Origin of the sequence: Neisseria brasiliensis, from assembly GCF_009671065.1 — a bacterium.
GTDB classification, from domain to species: domain Bacteria; phylum Pseudomonadota; class Gammaproteobacteria; order Burkholderiales; family Neisseriaceae; genus Neisseria; species Neisseria brasiliensis.
Genome location: NZ_CP046027.1, coordinates 2,286,792 through 2,311,037 on the forward strand (window position 1 = coordinate 2,286,792; position 24,246 = coordinate 2,311,037).

Sequence of the window (24,246 nt, forward strand, 5' to 3'; positions counted from 1 at the left end):
AGGCCGTCTGAAACAACGAAAAAGGAAACAGCATGAGCGACGCTACTTACGCAGGCGCGATTGTGATGGAAGTCAACGGTGCGGAAATCGACATCGTCAGCCTGAAGCCGCAAACCACCACCGGCCGCAAACCGGTCAAAACGATGAACCGCAAAGGCCGTGTATTGGGCTACGCCGACGGCATTACTGAGCATAAATTGTCGGTAACGGCGGCCATTCCGATTGATGGCACGAAAATCGACTGGGCAAACATCACCAAGGCCAAAATCACGATTTACCCGATTAACAAAGAAGACCGCCGCACGTCTTATCTCGACTGCTTTACCGTGGAAATTTCAGAGCAATACGAAGCCGACAATGAAGCGCGTATCGACATTGAGATGCAGGCGTTGCATAAAATTCAGGAATAAACCATGAAGCAGCCTTTAACCTTGATTTGGGGTTTGCCGCATGACGGCGAAGTGTGTAAAAACGCCGTTTGCCGCCCCTTGACCATCGGCGGTGAATTGAATGCGCTGGCGGCGTTTGACGATTATGCCGAGGGTAAAGAGCTCACCGAAAGCGCGTTATCGGTTGCGCTGACATTGGCGTATTGGACACAACAAGTCAGCATTGACGGTTTGCCGTCTGAAGCCTTGACGGTCGATTACCTGATGGATAATCTAGTCGGCGAAGATTACCGCCTGATCATGGCCGCAATGGACGATTTGCGTGCAAAATCCGCCGCCGCTTCGGTGAACCCAAAACCCACCGCAGCGGCCGACGAGACCCCTACGACTACCGACACGTCCACCGAAGCTACCGCCGCAGCGTCATCTTAATGGCGAAAGCCGGATTGACCGCCGCCGAAGTCGCCGCCATGAGCCATGCAGAAGCCGCCGCGTGGGCGGATGATGTATTGCTGAGCTTGGGGGTTAAGCCTGAGAGCGGTGGTGATGTGATTATTTCGCAGCGGCGGAAGAAGCCGGAATGAAAAGGCCGTCTGAAACAGCTTTTAAACTGTTCTCAGACGGCTTTTTTGCAGCAGTAGGATTGAAAAGCCTTATATCCCGATTTGGCAAGCCTTTAAACGATAATTGACCTTGAGTTAATTTAAGTTTAAGGGCTTTTTTATGGCTGCCGGAAACATGAATCTGGTGTTATCACTAACAGGTAAAGACAACGGTGCAGTCCGTTTATTGCAGGATACCGAGCGACAACTTGCGCGCGCGGCATTAAGCCGTCAGCAATTGGCGCGTGCCAATAAGCCTTATGAGGCTGCCGGCATTCGCTCTGAGCGTGCCATCCGCCGTGAAATTTTACAGACTGAAGCTTCTTTCCGTCGTTTAGCGCGTAGCGGTACCGCTTCACAGAATGATTTACAACGTGCGGCAGTAGCCACGCGCAATAAGATTCGCGAATTAAATGCCGAACTCCATCAAGGGCTCGGTTTGCAGTCTAAGTTTGGCAAAGGTATGGCGGTCGGCGGTGCAATGTTGGCGGGTGGCATGGCGGCTTATGGTGTGCTGCAACCGGCCATGAACAACGCCAAGCAATTAGACGCAAATATCACGCAAGTGGCGTGGCAGGCTTATGGCGAAGACAACAGCAAATCTGCTGAATGGATTGCCACGCAAGGCAAGGCAGACATCAAAGCCCTTGCGCTGGAATTGGTGCAGGCCAACGGTGGCAATGCTGATGCCGCGCTGAATTTGGTCAACAGTATGATGGCCAACGGCATGAGCTACGACGAGGTAAAAAGCAATGCACATTCATCGCATAAAGCCATGATTGCGGGTGCTGAAAAAGTGGGCGAATACAATCCCGAAGATACTGCCAGATTGATGAAGGTATTGAGTGATTTCGGCTTTAAAGGCAACGATTTGGGTAAGGCCTTTGAATACGCCATGAAATCGGGTATGCAGGGTAACTTTGAAATTGCGGATATGGTTCGAGAATTGCCGGCCCTGTTGCCTGCAGCGAAGGCAGCCGGTATGGATGGTTTGCAGGGTTTTGGTTTCCTGCTTTCAACGTTGCAATCGGCGGCCAATAAGGCAGGCTCGAATAGCGAAGCGGCAAACAATGTACGCAATCTGCTGGAAAAAACGTTGTCTGCCGATACGATTAAACGGTTATCCAAAATGGCCAACCCCAATGCGCCCGGACAAGGTATCGATTGGCAGGCTTCGGTTTTAAAAGGCAGGGAAAACGGTGAGAGTGCGGTGCAAGTTTTAGCGCGCTTGGCCAATACCATGCTGGAAAAAGATGCCGAATATCAAGCCTATAAAAAACGAGCAGACGCAGGCGATAAAACTGCCGAAAGCCAAATGAACATCATGAAAGGCGTTGTGTTATCCAGCTTATTGCCTGATATCCAAGCCAAAGGTGGTCTGTTGGCGGCATCAGATATGGCACAGGTAGAAGGATATATGCAAGACCTGATGGGCTTGGAAGATGCAGCCAGTTTGGTTGATAAGAAAAACCAAGTATTGCAAAGCTCGGCCGCATTCCAGCAGGAAAAAGCCGAAGCCGAAGCCCTGTTAAAACAAGATGTATCTGCCGCCGTTGAAGCCGAAACCGCACTGAAACAACTGACTGCGGAATACCCGAACGCCACGCTTGCTATGCAAACCTTAACGGCTGCGGCCACGGCTGCGGCCGGTGCGCTGGGCGTGATGTCTTTGCTGAATATTGGCGGCATGGTCGGCGCGGGTGGCTTGTTGAAAGGTGGGCTGGGTGGCTTATTAAAAGGCGGTTTAGGTGCAGTGGGTGCGGTTGCGCTGCCGGTAGCCGGTGCTGGCGGTGGTCTGTTGGGGGATGCTCATCAACGGATTAACCGCAACGAGAATAAACGCTTTTTCGAAGGTGGTTTGGATAGTCGCGGTGCCGGTTATGCGCAATCGGCGGCAGGCGGTGCCATGCTGGGAGCTGCCGTTGGCTCAGTGATTCCGGTCATCGGTACGGCTGTGGGTGCGGCTATTGGTGGCGTGGGTGGTTTGATTCATGCTGCGGTAACGGATGCGGTGCGCGAAAAACCACCCGTACCACAGGCAGCACAAACGCCAACTCCGCCCCCTGCGGCAACTATGCCGCCTGTACCTACTGAGCCCCCTGAAAAGCTGTCTCCGGTAATTACTCAGCAAACGGCCACTTATCAGGCATCGATTTTACAACAAACGGGCGAATACACGGCAGCAGTACAGGCGAATGCGGAGGCAGTCGGTGCGCGTATTGACCAAATATCGGCGGCCTTGGCGGCGGTGAATCCGACGATTACCAATAATATGTCGGTCAATCTTGACGGCCGCGTGATTGCCAATGAGGTATCGCGTTATCAGGTGGCCATGTTTGGCCGAGGAGCGGGTCAATGAGCGGCTGGCATACAGTTTTACAAGAGGCATCGTTTAAAGGCGTGCCGTTTGATATTGAGCATATTGAAGAGCGCAACGGCAAGGCGTTGGCCGAACACGCGCGCCCGTTTGTGTCGGGCGTGGATTTGGAAGACATGGGCAACACCGGCCGCGAGGTCAATATCAGTGCGGTGTTTTTCGGTCGGCAGTATTCGAGCCGTTTGTTGAAGCTGTTGGAGGCGTTGGAAGAAAGTGGCGGCGGCGTGCTGGTGCATCCTGTTTGGGGGCGTATGCACAATATGGTGCCGGCCAGTTGGAGCTACCGCCATGAGGCCGACAATGTGGATTGGGCGGCGATTGATATTACGTTTCGTGAAGGCACGGAAGCGCAGCCGATTTTGGTGTTTGAAAACTCGTTTTTGATGGCGCTGGAACGGCTGATTGCGCGTATCGACACCTACCGCAGCATGGCTGAGGGCTTTATTGATTCGGTGTTGGCGGTTAAAGGCGGCTTATCGGATTTATGGGGCAGCGCATTGGGGATTTACAGTGGCTTGGCCGGCTCTTTTGCGGCGATACGCTCGCTGTTTGGCTTTGATGACATCGGCTGGCCGTTTAAAGGTGGCAGTTATAGTCAAAGCATGTTTCAGACGGCCTCGAAAACAGCAGTTGAGCAATTGGATGAGTTGATTGAGGCAGGTTTGCGTCAGGCGGCGGATGCCGGTGCGGTTTTGGATGTGCAAAGCGGTGGTTTATCGGTGCGCCAACGTTTTGATGAGGCGGTGGAGACGGCGGAATCGGTGTTGGCTGTGCCCAATCGTTTGCGGCAAGATCGTCACGGCAATGCGGTGTCAGATTTAACCCGCCTGACCGATAAGCAGTTGCAGCCGTTGCGGCTGGTATTGGCATTGTGGGTAACAGGTGCGCTGGTTGAAATGGCCTCGGAAATGGTTGAAGACTATGGTGAAGACATGAGTGCGCCTGATTTAATGCAGATTAACCGCGCGGTGCGGCACCGTATTCAGGAAACAATTAATACACTGCGTGAGGTGGAAAAACAGGCTTTGGCTGAACAGGTATCGGCTGAATCGGTGTATAGCGCATGTCATCAAACGGTAGAAGCCTTGCGCGAAACGGCAGGCCGTCTGAATGCGTTGGTGATGGCGGCCATCAATCAGAAACCGCCGCTGGTTGTGCGCCGTGCACCTTTAGACGGCACCATTCATCAAATTGCGTTTGCGTTTTATGCCGATATCGGCCGTGCGGATGAGTTGGTGCGGCTCAATCCGCATATTACCCACCCTGCCTTTATCCGGCGCAATACGTTGGTGAATGCTTATGCAAAATAACAGTTATCAAAACACTATTGCCATTCGTGTCGGCGACCAAGAGCACCGCGACTGGGAATCTTACAGTATCGACAGTGATTTTCTGATTCCTGCCGATGCCTTTGATTTGACGGTCGGGCTGCATTATGGCGCAACCGAGATTCCGGATTTGTCGGGCGAAAGCTGCGAAGTGTTGATTAATGAACAGGTCGTAATGACGGGGATTATCGACAATCAGAGCGATGATAAAAGCAAGGGTCGCCGTGATTTGCGCTTGTCGGGTCGGGATTTGGCCGGCTTGTTGGTCGATTGCTCTGCGCCGCAGCTGAATGTTAAAGGCATGACGGTGTTGGCGGCGGCGAAAAAGCTGGTCGAACCGTGGCCGCAGATTGCCAAGGTGGAGCTGCGTGCCGAGAAAAACGAGACGCTGGATAAAATCGATATCGAGCCCGGTGAAACGGTATGGCAGGCGTTGACGCATATTGCCAACTCGGTCGGGCTGCACCCTTGGTTTACGCCGGATGGCGTGTTGGTTGTGGGTGGTGCGGATTACAGCAGCGAGCCGGTGGCAACCTTGTGCTGGAGCCGTGACGATAAACGGCGCAATGTGCAGCAGCTCAATATTGAGCGCGGCGTGGAAAACCGATATTCGGAGGTCACTTTTTTGGGGCAAAGCCATGCCAAACGCGGCGACAGCAGCAAGCATGATTTGAAGTGGGTGCATAAAGACCCGAGCATGAGCCTGCACAAGCCGAAAACGGTGGTTATCCACGATGCGGAAAATTTGGCTGCTTTGCAAAAGCAAGCCAAAAAGCAGTTGTCGGATTGGCGGCTGGAGGGATTCACGCTGACCATTACGGTGGGCGACCACAAAACGCAAAGCGGTGTGTTGTGGCAGCCCGGGCAACGTGTGCATGTGATTGATGAAGAGGAAGGCATTGATGCAGTGTTTTTCTTGATGGGTCGACGCTTCGGCTTGAGCCGCATGGATGGCACGATTACCGAGTTGCGCCTTAAAGAAGATGGCGTGTGGACACCGGATGCTTATCAGGCCAAAGCGGAAAAAGCTCGTGCCCGTAAGGGTAAGAAAAAAGGCGTGAGCGATAAAAGTAAACAGGCGGCTGCGAATAAGCGCACGCAAACGCGCAAAGCCCGCACAACGCGGCGCAAAGCAGCTAAGTCGAAATCTAAATTAAGCGGCGTGGCGGTATTTGAATGAGTTTGGCAAAAATGGCAAAACGTGTCGGGCAGACGGCGCGTGAAGTGGGTGATGTGGTGCGCGCGGCCTTTCGCGGCAAAATTACACTGGTGGTGTCGTCTGAGCCGGTGCAACGTGTGCAGTTGAGCGGTTTGGCCGATGAAACGCTGCAAGATTTGGAGCAGTTGCAAGAGTTTGGCTTTACCAGTGCCCCACCGGAGGGAACGGAAGCCATCGTGATTCCGCTGGGCGGTGCGACATCGCATGGTGTGATTGTCGCCACTGAGCATGGCAGTTTTCGGGTTAAGAATTTAAAGCCCGGGGAAACCGCGATTTACAGCAGCGAAGGAGCCAAAATCGTGATTAAGCAAGGGCGGATTATTGAAGCGGATTGCGATGTCTATAAAGTCAACTGCAAAAGCTATCAGGTGTCGGCCAGTAGTGGCGCAGCGTTTGACACACCCAACCTGAGTGCAACGCAGCAGGTAACGGCCGCAGGCCAAATCAACGGCAACGGCGGCATGGCCGTGCAAGGCGGCAGCGGCGCAAAATTTACCGGCAATGTGGAGATGGTCGGCGATTTGAATACCACCGGTGCGTTGACCAACAACGGTAAAGATGTGGGCAGTGGTCATAAACACACCGAAACCAATGGTGCGACAACAGGCGAAGTGGTTTAAACCGTTGTTAAAGGCCGTCTGAAAACCAGTATTTAAGTAATGCTTAATATCTGGTTTCAGGCGGCCTTTTTGCGCGTGCAGGGTTGAAAGGCCTTTGCTCTATGTGCTTATTTGTGATGAATAAAATGGCAGCATGGATAAAGAACTCGACACGCTAACCGGTGACTATACCGGCCGCACCATCGACAGCTTGAAAAACGCGGTTTATATCCGTCTGAAAACGCCTTTGGGCAGTTGGTGGGCGGATAAAAACATCGGCTCTTTGCTGCATTTGCTCGAGCGTGAAAAAGACCTTGAGCGCGTGGGCTTGTTAGCCAAGCAATATGCGGAAGAAGCCTTGCAGCCGATTGTGGATGACGGCCGTGCCGAACGCATTGAGGTGACGGCAGAACAGCCACACAACGGCATGCTGTATCTGAATATCAGAGTGGAGACGGTGGCCGGTGGTTTTGATTACCGCCACGGCGTGCCGGTTATTTAAAAAGGTTTTAAAGATGTTTCAGATTCCGACTTTTGAGGAAATCCGCGACAGTATTTTGCGCGACACACAATCCTTAGACCCAACTGCCGATATCAGCAGCGACAGCGACCATTTTGTCCACGCCAGCCGTTTGGCCAGCGTGGCCGTTGGCCAATATGCCCATCAGGCATGGATTACGCGTCAAATTTTTCCGGACACGGCAGATAGTGAATATCTGGAACGCCACGCCAATTTACGCGGTATCCGCCGCCGAAATCCAACCGGCTCTGCCGGATATGCGACAGGCAGCGGCGCGTTGTCAGGTGCTGTGATTGATGTTGGTTTGCAAATCAAGCAGGACGAGCGTTTTTTTGTTACGACCGAGCAGACTATTGTGCAGCCGGACGGCCATTATCGTGTGGCAGTTAAGGCGGTAGACAAAGGCCTGAATACCAATGTTTCAAAAGGCCAAGCGCAATTTATGGCTGCGCCTGCGGGTGTGCCAAGTGATTGTGTGGTTAATGCCGAAGGCGGCACCGATGCCGAAAACGATGCGTCATTGCTGAAGCGATTGCTCAGAATCATCCGGCATCCGCCTGCCGGCGGAAACATACATGACTATAAAGACTGGGCAGAACAGGTAGACGGGGTAGAAAGTGCTTATATTTACCCACTCCGGCGGGGCCTGGGCACGGTTGATGTCGTTATTACTACGGAAGGAGGTTTGCCAAGTGACGAAATCGTCAAAAATACACAAACCTATATTGACAAAATGCGGCCTGTCACAGCCAAAAGTGTCCTGGTCATGAAGCCATCTATCATCAGTGTGCCGGTGGTGGTAGGGGTGCGGCTTAGCGGTATCGATATTATTGAGGCGAAACAACGCATTCGGGAGTCATTAACAAGCTATTTCGCAGGGTTGGCTCCGGGGGAAGAGCTTGTTTTGTCTAAGATAGAAGCGGTCATTAGCAATATTAATGGCATTGCCGATCGCCGCATTACCTCTCCCACTAACAACCTTATTATCGATATCAGTAACCGTATGGATTGGTTTTTTTTAGGTGAAATAAATGTCACGGAAATTTAAATAATGGATTACCAAAAGGTTTTGTTGGGGTTGTTGCCCCCTGTGTCCTATGCGCGCAATACAAATCGCCATAGAGCACAGGCAAAAATTGACGGAGGGGTTTTAGATCAGGTATCGCGGTTGGCAGATAATGCATCAGCAAGCATTACCCCTCTTCTGGCAGGGCTCTTGCTGGTTGCTTGGGAGCGTCTCCTGGATATTGATGGTGTCGGCAAAAATTATCAGCAACGAGTAGCCAGGGTTGTATCTAAAATTAATGCGGTTGGCGGATTATCAATACCCTATTTTATACAATTGGCCGCGGCCGCCGGATACCGTATTGAAATTGAAGAGCCTCAACCCTTTCGTGCCGGTATCAATCGTGCAGGCGATGCTGTTGCCCCTGAGGATATTATTTGGACTTGGCGTGTCCATGTACAGAAGGAGAGTCAAAATATTTGGCGTTTTCGTGCGGGTGGCAGTGTAGCAGGCAGCCGCCTAACCGAATATTCTGACGATGTGATAGAGACTGTTTTTAAAGACTTAAAACCTGCTCATACTTGGGTTGGCTTTAGCTATGGAGCAACAAAATGAAAGAAATCAACACGCCCGATAAACGGTTTGTCGACGGTAACGGCCGTGATGTGTTGGGTACGGTAGTAACTGCTGATTGGCTTAATGCAGTGCAAGGCGAAATTGTTGGTTTGATTACTGGATTGAACGCCAAAGTTAATGGGGCAGTGCCAAACCAAATGTATCGTGCAATTGCAAACGCATTAGCAGAAAAAGCCAACGCCAACACCACCATCACCGCAGGCAACGGCCTCACAGGCGGCGGCAATCTGTCCGCCAACCGCACCATTGCCCTCGGCACCCCGTCAACCATTACCGCAACCAGCGGCAATACCGTGGCGGCCAGTTCACACAGCCATGCCATCGACAAGGCCAGCACAACAGCGGCCGGTATTGTGCAGCTTAACAATACCTTGACCAGCAGCGCAACCAACCAAGCGTTGACGGCGGCCATGGGCAAAAAACTGCAAGATGAAAAGCTTGGCAACAGCGGCAGTCAAACATTAGACGGCATTTTAATTTTTAACGACTACGAGCGATGGGAGAGGTGGCGCGCCACAACAAAATCAGGTTATTGGCGATTTGATATCTCCCCCGAAGGCGAGACTACGGATAACGGCATTAGATTTAACTATGTTTTCATCGGTGCCGACGGAAAAGAAAAAGGCCGTATTGCGTACAAGCAACCAAACGGCATTGAGCATGTTGCGTATCGGAGATGGGTTGAAGAGCAAATCAATGGAGCAAACCCAACTAACCGCAATGGCATCAATCTCGACAGCCAGACCACGCCATGCTTTTTTACTAACCCCGCCGCCTCAGCCCCATTGCCAGTCGGCGGAGACGTGGCCGGCATGGTTATCGGCTATAGAAATGACAGCACCCAAATTATCGCCTCAGATGGAAATATGTGGGTGAGAGGCAGTGATAAAAACCCCATTAGCAAGCCATCCGACTGGGGGAAATGGTCTACGATTTTAACTGACGGCCAATTATCCGATGTCGTAAACAGCTCCTCCAGTAGCACAGCGGCATCATCAAGAGCCGTCAAAACCGCCTATGACAAAGCTGTTAAGGCGGCCACCGCAACCCGCCGCAGCTACAGCCGCACCATTAACGGCACAGCATCCGGTCATACCGAACAAACCATGCGCGTCACAGGCGAGACGGTCATCAGTCCCGATGGCAGCGTTGTGCAGTATTTTCACATCAAGAATGCTAGGGTCTTTTGGTTTGATTTCGAAGAGGCTGCCGTCGGTTATGGGAATACTACTGCGGGGAGATTAATAGATATCGACTTATGGACAGCTATGCCCAATAAAGTCTGTTATGCCTCAATCCAATTTGTACGCGCCACCGATACGAATATATCGCAAAGATGGCAACATGAGGCCTCTGAGCATAAATACAGCTGGAATCCTCGCGGCACAAATAAAAATAAAGTCTCGTTTAACTCGCGCCGCTGGGCTGGCGACAGTGATGAATTAATCGATATGGTCATTAAAGTAGAGGGTTATTAAATGATTGATATTAATACACAACTGAGCGGATATTGCGTCCGCATCAACAACGAGGCCGGCGAATTTGACTTAATCGACCGCACATTGGCGCAGCTGTATCCCGATATCAACATCGACGAGCTGCCCGAATTAAGCATCAGTCAATATCAGCAATGGTGCGGCCGCGGCAACCAAACCGCCGTTTATAAAAACGGCGAGCTGATTTTGCAAGCCAAAAACAGCCCCGCCATCAATCTTGCCCAAGCCAAAGCCGCCAAGCTGGTTGAGCTTAACGCAGCCGCGCAAGCCTTTGTAAATCAGGCGGCCGATTTGGATAGCATCCCCGATTTTGAGCTGCAAACATGGCCGCTGCAATCAGCCGAGGCGCAAGCGTGGGCAGCCGACAACACCGCCGCCACGCCCGTGTTAGACCGCATTGCCGCCGCGCGTGGCATGGAGCCTGACAAACTCAAGGCCGCCGCCTTGCGCAAAGCCTTGGCCTATTCCGCCTTGTCTGCCCATGTGGCAGGGCAACGTCAAGCCTTGCAAAGCAAGATTGGGGCGGCCAAAACGGTTGATGCGCTCGATAAAATCAAGATTGAGTTCACCGCGCCGCCGGAGGCTACTTGATGGCTAAAGTTATCCATTACATCCGTTTCACGGCTATTGGTTTTGATCAATTCATCAATACTCTCCTAGGCGGTTATCCTGATGAGACACTATCTGCGCGCGTTTACCGTAATGCCATCAAACCAGATTCTGCCAAAAGCTGGTTAATGGCAATGGCCGTAATTAATAAACTGTTTTTCTGGCAGGCCAACCATTGCCGAGGCGCATACAACCAAGAGCGTGAGCGCAATCACAGCCCTAAAGAGTAATGCTATTTCATAAGAGCTGGATTGATTAAAGCCCATTTAAAAATAATTTAAATGGGCTTTAATCATGTGCAAAAGGTGGTAGGATTTATATTTTCAAAAAGTGCAAAAGCTGCCAAAAATTCGTGCAAAAGGTGTTGGCGACTTACAAAATGCCGTCTGAAAGGTTAAATTTCAGACGGCATTTCTTTAACCGAATTTTGTAGATTAGGTTGTTCAATCTGACCAACCGTTGAGATTTAGAAAATATTGGGTAATGACGACAAACTATATCTTTGTTATTTCTATATTTTAGGCCGTCTGAAACGTTCAGACGGCCTGAGATTTTTGTACACTTTAATTTGAGCCAAGAAAATCATGCTCGTCATTCCCGCGCAGGCGGGAATCCAGAATTTCAAATTACCGTAATAGCTCAATATTCCTGAAGCTGATAAGTCTGGATTCCCGCCTGCGCGGGAATGACGGCTTAAAGGCTTCTGCAAGTTTATAAGTTTTGTGAAAAGTCTTGGCTGTGTTATTTAATTCACAATCAATACAAATTCAATCGCTTACTGCCCACGCAAAAACAGCGCATCCAATTCTTTCAAAGTCAGTTTCACCCAAGTCGGGCGTCCGTGGTTGCATTGGTTGCTGCGTGGGGTGTTTTCCATATCGCGCAACAGGGCGTTCATTTCAGGGATGGTGAGCTGTCGGCCGGCGCGCACGGAGCCGTGGCATGACATAGTGGCTAAAATTTGGTTTTCGCGCGCGGCAATGGTTTGGCTCTCGCCGGTTTGCGCCAATTCTTGCAACACGTCTTTGGCCAGCGCGGCGACATCGGCTTTGCCCAGCATATTCGGCACGGCGCGCACGGCGATGGTGTTGCCGCCCATATCTGACATATCCAAGCCGAATGCTTGTAAGGTTTCGGCGTGGTCGGCAAGAGTGGCGCATTCTTCGTGGCTGGAGGCAAAGGTAACGGGAATCAGCAGGCACTGGCTTTGCAGGCTGCCAAGATTGTCGCGTTGGCTTTTCATCTTTTCGTAATTCACGCGCTCAGCTGCGGCGTGCATATCGACCAGCAGTAGGCTTTCTTCAGCTTGGGCAAGGATGTAAATGCCTAATAATTGGGCGATGGCAAAACCAAGCGGCGGCGTTTCGGGGCGGCTTAGGCCGTCTGAAAGCGGATTGGAGGCTGCGGAAACATAAGGCTCGGTGCTGCCAAATCGGGCTTGCTCGAATTGCGCCAGCTCGATGTCGTCATCAGGCTCGGTGTGCTTGAATAATTCGGCATAAGTGTTCATCGCTGCTTGGCTTTCGCGCAGAGACAGTGAACGCTGCTGCGGCGCGCGTGCGGCTTGATAAGGCATGGGCGCGGTTTTGCCAGAAGCGGATGAACGTAGGCCGTCTGAAACATTTGGGCGAGCGATATCGGCATAGCTGGTGTGAAACACTTGGTTTTCCGCTTGGGCGGAGTGCGCAGACGGCCTATCGCTTGGCATGTTTTCCGTTTCAGACGGCCTGTTCATGCCCAGCATATCGTGCAAAATGCCGCCGGCGTTGGTAACGCTTTCGGTTTGGTCGGCGCGGGTATCGGCCAAGGCTTTGTTGAGCGTGTGGAACACCAATTGATGCACTTGCTGGCTGTCGCGGAAACGGATTTCGGTTTTGGTCGGATGCACGTTGACATCTACCGCTTCCGGCGGCAAATCGAGGAACAATACAAAAGCCGGTGTCAACGCATTGTGCAACACATCGCGGTAAGCCTGTTTTACCGCGTGCATGATGACTTTGTCTTTCACAAAGCGATGATTAACAAAGCAATATTGTTTGTCGGTTTTACCCTTGGCAAAGGTTGGTTTCGCAATCGCGCCGTATAAACGCAAAGCGCCGTTGCCGCTGTCGATTTCCAACGAGGCCGTCTGAAAGTCATCGCCGACAATCGCCGCAATACGCTGATTCAGGTTTTGGCTTGGATAATGGAACACGCTTTTACCGTCGCGCTTGAGTGAAAAGGCAATGTGCGGATGCGCCAAGGCCAAACGCTCGAGCATGGTGGCGCAATGGGCGTATTCGGTGTTTTCCGATTTGAGAAACTTGCGCCGTGCGGGCGTGTTGAAGAAGAGTTCGGCTACTTCGATGGTGGTGCCGACAGGATGCGCCGCCGCGCTCGGCTCGCTGATTTTGCCGTCTTCCGCTTTGACTTGATTGGCGTGTGCACTGTCGGCTTGGCGGCTGGTTAAAGTCAGGCGCGATACTGACGCGATACTCGCCAAACCTTCGCCGCGAAAACCCATGCTGGCGACGTGTTCCAAATCGTTTAAGCTTTTGATTTTACTGGTGGCGTGTCGGTGTAATGCCAATTTAATGTCATCGGCGTGAATGCCCGAACCGTTATCGGTGACGCGAATCAGGCGGATGCCGCCGCCGGAAAGCTCGACATCAATCGCCGTCGCGCCTGCATCGATGCTGTTTTCAACAATTTCTTTCAACGCATTGGCAGGCCGTTCAACCACTTCGCCGGCGGCAATTTGGTTGACAAGATGATCGGGCAGGGCGGCAATTCGGGACATGGTAATTTTCCGTGTGACAAAACTCAAATTCAGAATGTCGATTATAGCAAAAGGCCGTCTGAAAAGCTGTGTTGGCTTTTCAGACGGCCTTACATTCGCCTAACAAGTGCAATTTCCAATAACAGAAAAGGCCAGTATGCGGTAGTATACTGCCTTTCCTGACAAGAAAGATTGCAATATGGCCTACACACAACTGACCTCACACCAAAGATACTACATTTCCAGACATTACCGCAACCTACCCCTAAACCAAATCGCACAGAACATCGGTTGTCATCCCGCCACCGTCAGTCGGGAAATCAGACGGCATTCCGTCAACGGAACCTACTGTTACCGAAAAGCACAACAGCAAAGCGAAGTTAAAAAGAAAAACAAAAAGCCAACCAAACTGACTACTGCCGTCAAACAGACTGTTAACAAACTGATTACCCAAAAATACAGCCCCGAACAAGTCTGCGGCTACCTGCTGAAACATCAACACATCAAACTGCACCACAGCACCCTTTACCGCTATCTCGCCAAAGACCGTCAAAACGGCGGCGACCTGTACACCCATCTGCGTATCGTTTCCAAACCCTACCGCAGAAAATACGGCAGCGGTGCATGGACAAAAGGCAGCGTACCGGACAGAACCGACATTGAACACAGACCTGCCATTGTCGATCAAAAAGAGCGGGTCGGCGATTTCGAGATGGACACCATTGTCGGTAAAGATCAAAAAAGCGGACTGGTGGTTGCTGTTGAAAGAAAAACCAAATTTGTCGTTATCCGCAAAATCAGCAATTTCAAAGCAGAAGATGTAGCCCGGGTAGTGATTCGGGCATTGAAGCCGTTTAAAGATATCATTCAAACGATTACTTTGGATAACGGTAAAGAGTTTTACCGACATAAAACCTTTGCCAAAGCCCTGGGTGCGGAAACCTACTTCTGCCGTCCATACCATTCTTGGGAAAAAGGCTTGGTGGAGAATACCAACGGGCTGATCAGACAATACTTCCCAAAGGGGACGGATTTTAGGAAACTGGGTGCTAAAAAGATTAAAGCGGTTGAGGAGGCCCTTAACCGCCGACCGAGAAAGACATTGGACTATGAGACACCGGGTGATCTGTTTTCAGCAGCCCTTGCCAATGGCATTTGAGCGTTGCACTTGAAATGCGAATGTAAGGGCCTTTAATTGATTATGGCAGATTACAACCCCAATGCTTCGGCATGAAATTCAATGTGGCTGTCGATAAAACTGGCGATGAAGAAATAGCTGTGGTCGTAGCCTTCGCGTTTTTTGAATTGAACGTTAAACCCATTACCACGGGCAGCGTTAACAAAGGTTTCCGGCTGCAATTCTTTCGGGTAAAACTGGTCGGCATCACCTTGGTCGATGAGAATCGGCAGTTTTTTCGAGGCCGTCTGAACGAGGGCGGTGCTGTCGTAGTTTTTCCATGCGGTTTGGTCGTTGCCCAAATAGGCGGCAAAGGCTTTTTGTCCCCAAGGTGTTTCGCTCGGGTTGACAATCGGTGCAAAGGCGGAAACGGCAGCGTAGCGCTCGGGATTTTTCAAAGCGATTTGCAATGCGCCGTGGCCACCCATGCTGTGGCCGAAAATGCTGCGCTGGTCGGTCACCAGAAAATTGGCTTCAATCAACGCCGGCAATTCTTCGACGATGTAGTCGTACATGCGGTAATGTTCTGCCCAAGGTGCTTGTGTGGCGTTGACATAAAAGCCTGCGCCTTTGCCCAAGTCGTAGCCTTCGTCATCGGCTATGTTGTTGCCGCGTGGTGAAGTGTCCGGCATAACTAAAGCGATACCCCATTGTGCGGCAAAGCGTTGCGCGCCGGATTTTTGGGTAAAGTTTTCATCGGTGCAGGTCAGGCCGGAGAGCCAATACAACACCGGCACACGGTAGCCTTGCAAGGCTTGTGGCGGCAGGTAAATGCTGAAGGTCATGTCGCAGCCGTTGACGCCGGAAGCGTGGCGGTAGCGCTCTTGGTGGCCGTTGAACATTTTGTTGCGTGAAATCAATTCGAGTGCAGACATCATAGCTCCTTATTTTTCATGAATTCTTTTTCAGACGGCCTGATTTGATTTTAGGCCGTCTGAAATTATTTGTGGCGGATTTCCCAGCATTGATGGATTTTCTTGTTGCGAAAATCATCGGGAACGGATTGCTTGCTCACATCTTTCACGGCATATTTTTCGCTGACTTCGGGATGCAATTCAAAGCTGCGTAAATTGTTTGAAAAATACATCAGGCCGTCTGAAGCGAGCAGCTTCATGGCGCCGTTGATTAAAGTCATTTGGTCGCGCTGGATGTCGAGAATATCGAGCATTTTTTTGCTGTTGGAAAAGCTCGGCGGATCCATCACAATCAGGTCAAACTTTTTGCCTTCGGCTTCAGCATTTTTTAAGTATTGAAACACATCGGCGCGTACGATTTTGTGTGCAACTGAATCAATGCCGTTTAATTCAAAATTGCGTTTTGCCCAATCCAGATAAGTATTAGATAAATCGACGGTTTCGCTGCTGATGGAGCCGCCGGTTGCGGCATACACGGTAAAGCTGCCGGTGTAGGAAAACAGGTTTAAAAAGCGTTTGCCTTGGGTGCTGTCGCCGACTTTTTTGCGGGTATTGCGGTGGTCGAGAAAAAGGCCGGTGTCTAAATATTTATCAAGATTGACCCAAAAGCGGCGGCCGTTTTCGCTGATGATGAAATCTTCGCCGGATTTGCCGGTTTTCTCATATTGCTGCGTGCCTTTTTGGCGCTCGCGGCGTTTGAGGTGGATTTGCTCGGGCGCAAAGCCGGTGACAAAACCGATGGCTTCCAACACATCGTTCAGCCATGCTTCGTATTCTTCCGGTTGCATCAGCCAGCCGGTGTCGTATTCCTGCAAATGAATGTGGTCGCCATACACGTCGATGGCAAAAGGGAATTGTGGAATATCGCGGTCGTAAATGCGCCATGCTTCGATTTGGTTGCGTTTGGCCCATTTCATCAGGTGTTTGATGTTTTTGCCCAAGCGGTTGGCGAATGGTGTGATGTCGGTCATTTTCAGACGGCCTGCTGAATAAAATGGCTATTTTACGCCAATTAACGCATTTGTGCTTGACCGAATATGGCGAAGTCTATATTATCCGCCATTCGTCTTTATTTTTATGAAGCCATCGTCTTCAAACCTATTAACCGGTATTGTGCCGCGTTTCTTATATCTTTTTGCTTTCACGCATATTTGCAGGTTGTCGTCGATGTTAACTTACAAGCCACAGGGCTTGCGACAACCTTGTAACTGATTTCCCGTTACTTATCCTTTGCTTCAGGCCGTCTGAAATGTTCAGTCGGAAGTTGTTGTTGTGTCTTTAGGATAGTCATGTCTATTAAATTTGCTGATTTAAATCTTGATAAAAACATTTTGTCTGCGTTGCAAAGCGCGGGCTACGATTCACCAACCCCGATTCAGGCACAGTCGGTGCCGGTGGCTTTGGAAGGCCGTGACATCATGGCTTCGGCGCAAACCGGTTCGGGTAAAACCGCTGCTTTCTTGCTGCCGACCCTGCAACGCTTAACCAAACGCAGCGAAAAAAACGGCAAAGGCCCGCGCGCTTTGGTACTGACTCCAACCCGCGAATTGGCGGCACAAGTCGAGAAAAGCGCGCTGACTTATGCGCAAAATATGCGTTGGTTCCGCACCGTCAGCATTGTTGGCGGCGCATCATTCGGTTATCAAACCCGCGCGTTGAGCAAACCGGTTGATTTGGTAGTGGCTACCCCGGGCCGTTTGATGGACTTGATGAGCAGTGGCAAAATTGATTTCGACCGCTTGGAAGTGCTGATTCTGGATGAAGCCGACCGCATGTTGGATATGGGTTTTATCGACGACATCGAAACCATCGTTGAAGCCACACCGGAAGACCGCCAGACTTTGTTGTTTTCTGCGACTTGGGACGGTGCCGTTGGTAAACTGGCGCGTAAGCTGACCAAGAATCCGGAAGTGATTGAAGTTGAGCGCGTTGACGACCAAGGCAAAATCGAAGAGCAATTATTGTATTGCGACGATATGCGCCATAAAAACCGCTTGCTCGACCATATTCTGCGCGATGCCAATATCGACCAATGCGTGATTTTCACCTCAACTAAAGTCATGACCGAAGTGTTGGCTGATGAATTGTATGAAAAAGGTTTTGCTGCCAACTGTTTGCACGGCGACATGCCGCAAGGCTGGCGCAACCGCACCTTGATGGATTTGCGCAAAGGCCGTTGCAAAATTTTGGTGGCGACTGATGTGGCTGCACGCGGTATCGACGTGCCGACCATCACCCACGTGATTAACTACGATTTGCCGAAACAGGCGGAAGATTATGTACACCGTATCGGCCGTACCGGCCGTGCTGGCCGCACCGGTATCGCGGTGACGTTTGCTGAAGTGAACGAATACATTAAAGTACACAAAATTGAAAAATACATCGACCGCAAATTGAATGAAGTAACCGTGGAAGGCATGGAGCCGACTCGCAAACGCAAATCTACCGGCGGTAAACCGAAAGGCAGCGGTGGCCGATTTGCTAAAGGTGGCTACGGCGATCGTGACCGTAAATTCGGTGATCGCAAAGGCGGTAAACCGCGCAGCGAAGGTGGCTTTGGTGGTAAAGCCCGCAGTGAGCGCAGTGAAGATGGCTTTAAACCACGCAGCGAAGGCTTTAAAAAATCGGAAGGCTTCAAAAAGAGCGGCTCGGATTTTAAAGGCAAACGCAAATCAGGCGGTGACTTTGGCGGTAAAGGCGGCTATGGTAAATCAAGCCGTCCGGCAGGTAAGCGCGGTTAATAGCCTAAAGGTCGTCTGAAAATAAAAGGAATGCAGTTTTCTGCATTCCTTTTTTTTGTATCACTGATTAGGGCGTGTCCTCAATTTAACTTAGCATGAATAATAGAGCAAGCCAAGTAAAGCATCGATTTAAAATTACGAGCTAATTTCTCATAGCGAGTAGCAATACTACGAAACTGCTTTAATCGTGCAAATGCATTCTCGACTAAGTGGCGTAATTTATAAAGGTAGCTATCAAAATCAGGGTTAGTTTTCTTGGCATTTTTACGCTTTGGTATAATAGCTTTCATACCGTGTTCTATCGCTTTATCTCTGATTTCTTGCGAGTCATACCCTTTGTCAGCGATAAAATACTGGGCTTCTTGTATGACTTCTATCAAGTCGTTTGCAACTTGACTGTCGTGCACGTTACCCCCAGTGACTTTAAAATCGAGCGGATTTCCATGCGAGTCCACACATAGGTGTATTTTTGTCGTGTTTCCGCCACGGCTTTGTCCAATTGCTCTATCGAAACCACGCCGAGCTCCACTTGCATGTTGATGACACCGTACATAACTTCCGTCGATGAATACCCATTCTTTGTCAATTTCTTTTCGTAGATCAAAAAAAAATTCTGCCACAAGCCTTTTTTAGACCATCGGTTAAAGCGGTTATAAGCGGTTTTCCATGACCCTAGCTCAATAGGTATGTCTCGCCATGGTGCACCTGTTCTTAGCTTCCATAGTATGGCTTCCATCACGGTACGGTCGTTCTTCCATTGATGACAGCCGTGCGCTTTCATGGTTGTTTGTAATTGTTCCCATATGTTGTCAGTTATTGCGGTTCTCGCCATTGTTTGTGTTTGCCTATATTTCGTTGGAATATAGGGTTAAAATAGGGCTCTTTTGGGCTTATTCAAATTAGGGACACGCCCTAGCTTATTTATCGTAATCATCAATAGTCACGAACAAAAAAAGAACCGCATTGCGGTTCTTTTTTTATGGCATTAACTGCCTTGTAATTTCAAGCGTTGGCCCGGGGTAACCGTGCGGGTGTTTTTGTTCCAGCGGCGAATATCATTGACATTCACATCAAAGCGGCTGGCGATGGTGTTCAATGTATCGCCTTTGCGTACTGTGTAAGCTACGTTTTGCACTTTAGCCGTATTGGCTTTTGGCTTGGCTGCAGCAACGCGTAACAATTGGCCTTTGCGGATGTTGTTGCCTTTGATGTTGTTGGCGGTAATCAAATCGGCCACGCTCAAATTATAGCGTTGCGAAATGTTGTACAAAGTATCGCCTTCCGCTACACGGTGCATACCGCCGGCAACGGTTTGTGCCGATTCGGTTGTTTTCGCGCGTGCTAAGCGAGTAGCAACGCGTTGTTGCTGTTTGGCTTTATTTTCAGCCAATCGTGCTGCACGGGCTTTCGCTGCGTTTTCTTGCTCAGTCAGCTTGGCAACGGTTTCTTGAACCGTCTCCGCCGCTTGAATACGCGAAGTAGAGTCTTGTACCAAAACCATCAAAGAATCAGCTTCTTGGCTAGGCTCTTCAGCTTGTTGGCCTTGAGTCGGCAGCGGCAACGGTTCAGTCAAAGCCACTTCTGTCGCAACCGGTTCCGGCGTGGTTTCAACGGCGATTTCAACTGCTTTTTCGGCCGTATTATCCGCTGCGTTGGCAACCAAGCCTGAAGCCAAGCTCATTGGCGCAGGTGCTTGTGGTTTTGCTTCTGCAACCACGGTTTGGGTTTGGGCAACAGCCGCCATCACATCAACCGGAGCTGGGGTAGGCTCAACAGATGCCGGTTGTGGTTCAGCCACGGCTACAACTGTTTCAGCAACAGGTGCTTTGGCAGCGGCAACCGCAACATATTCAGCTTGAGTACGGCTGACAAAGTCAATCGGTTTGCTTGATTTGGCAATCGGTGTCACGATGTTGGCAGCCAATGTATCAGCCACTTTAGCATTGCTGGCCAATTGAATTGGTGCCATTTCAGGCATGTTTGAGCGATAAGTATCCGGCGTATTATCGTTATCGATAAAGTTAATCGGTGCATTATTGCCACCGCTCAAGCTGTTTTTCGCCACCAAAATACTGCGACCGGCAGACAATGAATGACCGCTGATGCCGTTTAAACGTCTAATTTCGGCTACGCTCATGCCGGTTTCTGCGGCGATATCGCTTAAGCGGGTATTGCTGAATGAGGTGTATACATCCCAAGACAGTAAGGTTTCCGGTTTAGCGTTGCGGTAATTTTTCTCAAAGGTTGCAGCAGCGCTGGCTGGCAACAATAATTTGCGGTTGGCTTTAGGAATGAATACAGGCGCGTTAAACGCTGGATTCAATGCCAAAAATTCGCTTTCGCCAATATTCGCCAAGCGGGTAATGGCGCTGTGGTCAATCGGCTGATCGATATCCAAAGCTTTGAAATATGGCTGATTGCTGATTTCGCTCACGTTCATGCCATATGCTTGCGGATGGGCGACAATATTACGAACAGCCAATAATTTCGGCACGTAATTGCGTGTTTCATTCGGCATACGCAGGTTTTCGTAGGTTGGCTCCAAGCCTTGTGCGCGTGCGCGGTTGATTGCACGGCCGACATTGCCTTCGCCCCAATTATAGGCAGCCAAAGCCAAAGACCAATCGCCAAACATACGATGCAGATATTCTAAATAATTCAATGCGGCATTGGTTGCAGCATACACATCATGGCGGCCATCATATAATGCGGTTTTTTCTAAGCCGTAATGGCGGCCGGTTGCCGGCATAAACTGCCACAAACCTGAAGCGCCAACATGTGATTTTGCTTTGGTTACATAGGCACTTTCAATGAAAGGCAGCAAAGCAATTTCGGCAGGCATATTGCGTTTTTTAACTTCGGTAGCAATATGATACATATAAGGTTTACTGCGGTTGATGGTGCGGTCAAAATAAGCACGACCAGCCGCAAATTTGCCTTCATGGCGGCGAACCAATTCGGTGTTGACTTCATTCATGCGGAAGTCTTTACGCAGAGAAGCCCACAAGCTGCCCGAGCCAAAGGTTTGTGATTTGGCTTGGTCAAGCAAAGCGGAATTCAAACGCATCATCGCCATGCCGACCTGATTCGGAGTGGCGTTGTTGGCTGCTTGTGCGTAAGTAGCGCCGGAAACGGCGGAAATACCGGAAATGGTGAGTGCAATCGTTTTCAGTTTTGCCATAGTCAAAAATGATAGTAAGATAGAATAAATTTAGTCAGTTGGATACTACTGTTTGACGTTGTACACGTCAAGCCGATAAGCTCGGTATTTGCAGACACTGTGGCCTTAATGCCAACTTTTTGACAAAAGTCATGGCCTTGCGTGTAAAAACTTGACGCTATGGTATAAATTGATACCCAATTTATAATGAGGCCGTCTGAAAGTAAGGAGCGCAGATGAATAATTGGTTTGAACAAACCGTAATGGGGCAATATGTTGCGCAAAAAGAGCGGCAGTTTTTTCAAAAGCATGTATGCATTGCCGATAATCAACAGGCAGCGCAAATCGGGCAGGCTTGGTTGAGGCCGTCTGAACAGCTGATTTATGTTCCCGATGATGTGCGTATGGTTGCAACCGAAATGGCTTGGGAAAGTCAATCATTGGATATGTTGCTGCTGCCGCACAGCCATGAATACAGCGATTCGCCGCTGCTGGCATTGACTGAAGCTGCCAGAGTATTGAAGCATGGCGGCAAATTGATTGTGACCGGTTTTAATGTGAGCTCACTTTGGTGTGGCAGTAAATGGTTTGATGGTAAACGTCTGCCGCATAAAGAAAATTGTTTGACCTTGCCGCAATTTAAGCAGCAGATTCAGAATTTGGGTTTCGAAATCGAATACGGGCAATTTATGGTATATGTGCCGCCGGTTGAGCAAGAATCAGCGTTGAAATTTTGGCAATTTTTGGAAAAGGCAGGGGATCGTTGGTGGCCACAATGTGCTGCCGTCTATGGTTTGGTCTTGGTCAAGCGCATGGCTGGGGTAACGCCGTTGCCGGAACTTGAAGAAGAGTTGGCAGAGCAGCCGGTGGCTTTGACGATTGCCAGAGTAGAAGGAAAATAGGGCATTTTTGCAGAGTTTTACCTTTTTCAGACGGCCTAATACTTTAAAATAAATGCGGTTGGCTTTATTGTTTTGTTTTCTTTAATTTAAGATTATTTTCATTCAAAGATTATGCCCGAATTACCTGAAGTGGAAACCACATTGCGTGGAATTAGCCCGCACATAGCCAAAAAAACGGTTTCATCGGTTGAAGTGCGCCAGCCTAAATTGCGTTGGCCGATTCATCCTGAATTGGCGCAGATTTTACACGGACAAACCGTGCTTGATTGTCAGCGCCGTGCGAAATATTTGATGATTCAATTTGATACCGGTATTTTGCTGATTCATTTGGGTATGTCAGGCAGCTTGCGGATTTTTACCGCCAGTGACGAACGCATAGAGACACACGACAAACATGATCATGTTGAAATCCGTTTTTCAGACGGCACATTGCTGCGTTATCATGACCCGCGCAGGTTTGGCGCATTTTTATGGTATGAAGGTATTGCCGAGCACCATCCGCTATTGGAAAAATTAGGTCCTGAGCCGTTGTCTGATGATTTTAACGCTGAATATCTGTATCAAAAATTGAAACCGCTTAAGCGCGCGGTGAAGTTGGCTGTGATGGACAATGCCGTTGTGGTGGGTGTGGGTAATATTTATGCAAACGAAAGTCTGTTTAAAGCAGGCATCTTGCCGCAGCGCCCAGCGAATAAAGTGACTAAAAAAGAATGCGCTTTATTGGTTGAAACCATCAAAGCAGTATTGCAACGCGCGATTGATACCGGTGGCAGCACTTTACGCGATTTCGTCAACAGCGATGGCAAAAGCGGTTATTTTCAGCAGGAATACGCCGTGTACGGCAGACACAACGAGCCTTGTTTGCAATGTGGTCAGTTGATTCAAAAACAGACTTTGGGTCAGCGGGGTACTTTTTATTGTGTGCATTGCCAGAAATAAGGTCGGGTAAGGTCTCGGCCGTCTGAAAACAAATGGAATATAAGAAAAATATGTCTTCTCCAAAAGCCTCATTCACCACACGCCTGCGCCGCTTATCGCGCTTGACGGCGTGGCTTTATCAAACTGCTAAAAACCTGAGCAACATCGATGGCAATAATCCAGAACAACGCAATCAGGCGGTGTTGGCTTTAGGTCAAGGCGCGCTGAATGCTTTGGATGTTGAGCTGGAAATCGGCACTCCGCCACAGCAGCAATCGGTAAACGGCACTTTAGTCGTGGCCAACCATGTGTCGTGGCTGGATATTTTTGCCATGAGCGCGGTGTATCCGAGCAGCTTTATCGCGAAGCAGGAAATCAGCAAATGGCCGGTATTGGGCAAAATGGGCAAAAATGCCGGCACCGTATTTATCAACCGCAATTCCCGTCGCGACATTGAGCCGATTAACCAAGCGATTGGCGCGGCTTTGCGTTCGGGGCAAAACGTGAGCTTCTTTCCCGAAGCGCGGACGTCTTCAGGCAAAGAAGTTTTGCCTTTTAAAGCGGCCTTATTCCAATCTGCTATTGATGCCGATGCGCCGATTCAGGTGGTGACTTTGCGCTATTACGACAGCTTGGGGCGGCGCAGTATTGAGCCTTCTTATGCCGATGTAAACTTGGTGTCATCCTTGTGGCGTATCATTTCCATGAAAAAAATCCGCATTCGCTTGGACTTTGCGCCTTTATACAGGCCGTCTGAATATCCGAATAGCGACCGTTATGCGCTAAAGGATATTGCGGAAAATTATGTGCGCCTAAATATTGAAGCAGATAAAAATAGTTTTGAATAAGCCTTGAAATTTTTCAGACGGCCTCTATTTATATTTTTAGAAGCAGT

23 protein-coding genes are annotated in these 24,246 nt (G+C 49.9%); 18 read left to right on the forward strand and 5 right to left on the reverse strand.

The annotated features are described in order from the left end of the window. Positions 1 to 32: 32 nt before the first annotated feature. The 13 genes from GJV52_RS11450 (at position 33) to GJV52_RS11510 (ending at position 11,011) form a co-directional block, all read left to right on the forward strand. Positions 33 to 410, forward strand: coding sequence for a phage tail protein (locus GJV52_RS11450; RefSeq protein WP_097784596.1), 378 nt, complete (start codon positions 33 to 35; stop codon positions 408 to 410). A gap of 3 nt (positions 411 to 413) precedes the next feature. Beyond that, positions 414 to 821 (forward strand): hypothetical protein, encoded by a 408-nt coding sequence (locus GJV52_RS11455; protein ID WP_097784597.1) that lies wholly within the window; start codon positions 414 to 416, stop codon positions 819 to 821. After that, the gene (locus GJV52_RS11460) at positions 821 to 973 is read left to right on the forward strand and encodes a TetR family transcriptional regulator (protein ID WP_095503837.1); all 153 of its coding nucleotides are present in this window, start codon (positions 821 to 823) and stop codon (positions 971 to 973) included. Before GJV52_RS11455 ends, GJV52_RS11460 begins: the two co-directional genes overlap by 1 nt. A 139-nt stretch (positions 974 to 1,112) precedes the next feature. Next, the gene (locus GJV52_RS11465) at positions 1,113 to 3,350 is read left to right on the forward strand and encodes a phage tail tape measure protein (protein WP_100563293.1); all 2,238 of its coding nucleotides are present in this window, start codon (positions 1,113 to 1,115) and stop codon (positions 3,348 to 3,350) included. Beyond that, positions 3,347 to 4,678 carry a DNA circularization protein gene (locus GJV52_RS11470; RefSeq protein ID WP_097784599.1) on the forward strand — a complete coding sequence of 444 codons (1,332 nt, stop codon included), beginning with the start codon at positions 3,347 to 3,349 and terminating at the stop codon, positions 4,676 to 4,678. Before GJV52_RS11465 ends, GJV52_RS11470 begins: the two co-directional genes overlap by 4 nt. Further along, complete coding sequence (locus GJV52_RS11475; protein WP_229439425.1) at positions 4,668 to 5,876, forward strand: phage baseplate assembly protein; 1,209 nt, start codon at positions 4,668 to 4,670, stop codon at positions 5,874 to 5,876. Before GJV52_RS11470 ends, GJV52_RS11475 begins: the two co-directional genes overlap by 11 nt. Continuing rightward, the gene (locus tag GJV52_RS11480; protein WP_097784600.1) at positions 5,873 to 6,535 is read left to right on the forward strand and encodes a phage baseplate assembly protein V; all 663 of its coding nucleotides are present in this window, start codon (positions 5,873 to 5,875) and stop codon (positions 6,533 to 6,535) included. The genes GJV52_RS11475 and GJV52_RS11480 overlap by 4 nt, the downstream gene beginning before the upstream one ends. A gap of 133 nt (positions 6,536 to 6,668) precedes the next feature. Then, positions 6,669 to 7,016, forward strand: a complete 348-nt coding sequence (locus tag GJV52_RS11485) for a phage GP46 family protein (RefSeq protein ID WP_097784601.1) — start codon at positions 6,669 to 6,671, stop codon at positions 7,014 to 7,016. A 13-nt stretch (positions 7,017 to 7,029) separates the two neighbouring features. After that, positions 7,030 to 8,082, forward strand: a complete 1,053-nt coding sequence (locus tag GJV52_RS11490) for a baseplate J/gp47 family protein (protein WP_100563291.1) — start codon at positions 7,030 to 7,032, stop codon at positions 8,080 to 8,082. Positions 8,083 to 8,085: 3 nt separating this feature from the next. After that, positions 8,086 to 8,655, forward strand: a complete 570-nt coding sequence (locus tag GJV52_RS11495; protein WP_100563289.1) for a YmfQ family protein — start codon at positions 8,086 to 8,088, stop codon at positions 8,653 to 8,655. Further along, complete coding sequence (locus GJV52_RS11500; RefSeq protein WP_154212905.1) at positions 8,652 to 10,154, forward strand: tail fiber protein; 1,503 nt, start codon at positions 8,652 to 8,654, stop codon at positions 10,152 to 10,154. The genes GJV52_RS11495 and GJV52_RS11500 overlap by 4 nt, the downstream gene beginning before the upstream one ends. Then, positions 10,155 to 10,763 (forward strand): hypothetical protein, encoded by a 609-nt coding sequence (locus GJV52_RS11505; RefSeq protein ID WP_154212906.1) that lies wholly within the window; start codon positions 10,155 to 10,157, stop codon positions 10,761 to 10,763. Beyond that, positions 10,763 to 11,011, forward strand: a complete 249-nt coding sequence (locus GJV52_RS11510) for a hypothetical protein (RefSeq protein WP_097784572.1) — start codon at positions 10,763 to 10,765, stop codon at positions 11,009 to 11,011. The genes GJV52_RS11505 and GJV52_RS11510 overlap by 1 nt, the downstream gene beginning before the upstream one ends. 545 nt (positions 11,012 to 11,556) lie before the next feature. Here GJV52_RS11510 and mutL read toward each other — a convergent pair. After that, entirely contained in the window at positions 11,557 to 13,560 is a 2,004-nt protein-coding gene (gene mutL / locus GJV52_RS11515) for a DNA mismatch repair endonuclease MutL (RefSeq protein ID WP_100564620.1), read from the reverse strand. Between the two features lie 178 nt (positions 13,561 to 13,738). On the opposite strand from mutL, the gene GJV52_RS11520 reads away from it, so the two are divergent. Next, positions 13,739 to 14,698, forward strand: a complete 960-nt coding sequence (locus GJV52_RS11520; protein ID WP_154143172.1) for an IS30 family transposase — start codon at positions 13,739 to 13,741, stop codon at positions 14,696 to 14,698. 50 nt (positions 14,699 to 14,748) lie between these two features. Here the strand turns inward: GJV52_RS11520 and fghA are convergent, their stop codons facing one another. Beyond that, a complete protein-coding gene (fghA, locus tag GJV52_RS11525) occupies positions 14,749 to 15,591 on the reverse strand; it encodes an S-formylglutathione hydrolase (protein WP_100564610.1) in 843 nt (280 codons plus the stop codon). A 65-nt stretch (positions 15,592 to 15,656) separates the two neighbouring features. Continuing rightward, complete coding sequence (locus tag GJV52_RS11530; protein ID WP_100564608.1) at positions 15,657 to 16,601, reverse strand: class I SAM-dependent methyltransferase; 945 nt, start codon at positions 16,599 to 16,601, stop codon at positions 15,657 to 15,659. 318 nt (positions 16,602 to 16,919) lie between these two features. On the opposite strand from GJV52_RS11530, the gene GJV52_RS11535 reads away from it, so the two are divergent. Continuing rightward, complete coding sequence (locus tag GJV52_RS11535; RefSeq protein ID WP_095501926.1) at positions 16,920 to 18,371, forward strand: DEAD/DEAH box helicase; 1,452 nt, start codon at positions 16,920 to 16,922, stop codon at positions 18,369 to 18,371. 80 nt (positions 18,372 to 18,451) lie between these two features. Here the strand turns inward: GJV52_RS11535 and GJV52_RS11540 are convergent. Next, a protein-coding gene (locus GJV52_RS11540; protein ID WP_195690028.1) for an IS5 family transposase occupies positions 18,452 to 19,203 on the reverse strand; the annotation gives its coding sequence in 2 pieces (ribosomal slippage) (positions 18,452 to 18,984 and positions 18,984 to 19,203; 753 coding nt in all). Between the two features lie 153 nt (positions 19,204 to 19,356). Beyond that, on the reverse strand, positions 19,357 to 21,552 hold the full coding sequence (locus GJV52_RS11545) for a LysM peptidoglycan-binding domain-containing protein (protein WP_100563758.1): 2,196 nt from the start codon (positions 21,550 to 21,552) through the stop codon (positions 19,357 to 19,359). Positions 21,553 to 21,767: 215 nt separating this feature from the next. Here GJV52_RS11545 and GJV52_RS11550 point away from each other — a divergent pair, with 215 nt between their 5' ends. The 3 genes from GJV52_RS11550 (at position 21,768) to GJV52_RS11560 (ending at position 24,199) form a co-directional block, all read left to right on the forward strand. Next, positions 21,768 to 22,433 carry a class I SAM-dependent methyltransferase gene (locus GJV52_RS11550; RefSeq protein WP_095503696.1) on the forward strand — a complete coding sequence of 222 codons (666 nt, stop codon included), beginning with the start codon at positions 21,768 to 21,770 and terminating at the stop codon, positions 22,431 to 22,433. A gap of 111 nt (positions 22,434 to 22,544) precedes the next feature. Further along, a complete protein-coding gene (mutM, locus tag GJV52_RS11555; protein WP_100563756.1) occupies positions 22,545 to 23,372 on the forward strand; it encodes a bifunctional DNA-formamidopyrimidine glycosylase/DNA-(apurinic or apyrimidinic site) lyase in 828 nt (275 codons plus the stop codon). A 50-nt stretch (positions 23,373 to 23,422) separates the two neighbouring features. Next, on the forward strand, positions 23,423 to 24,199 hold the full coding sequence (locus GJV52_RS11560) for a 1-acylglycerol-3-phosphate O-acyltransferase (RefSeq protein ID WP_100563762.1): 777 nt from the start codon (positions 23,423 to 23,425) through the stop codon (positions 24,197 to 24,199). Positions 24,200 to 24,246: the final 47 nt, after the last annotated feature.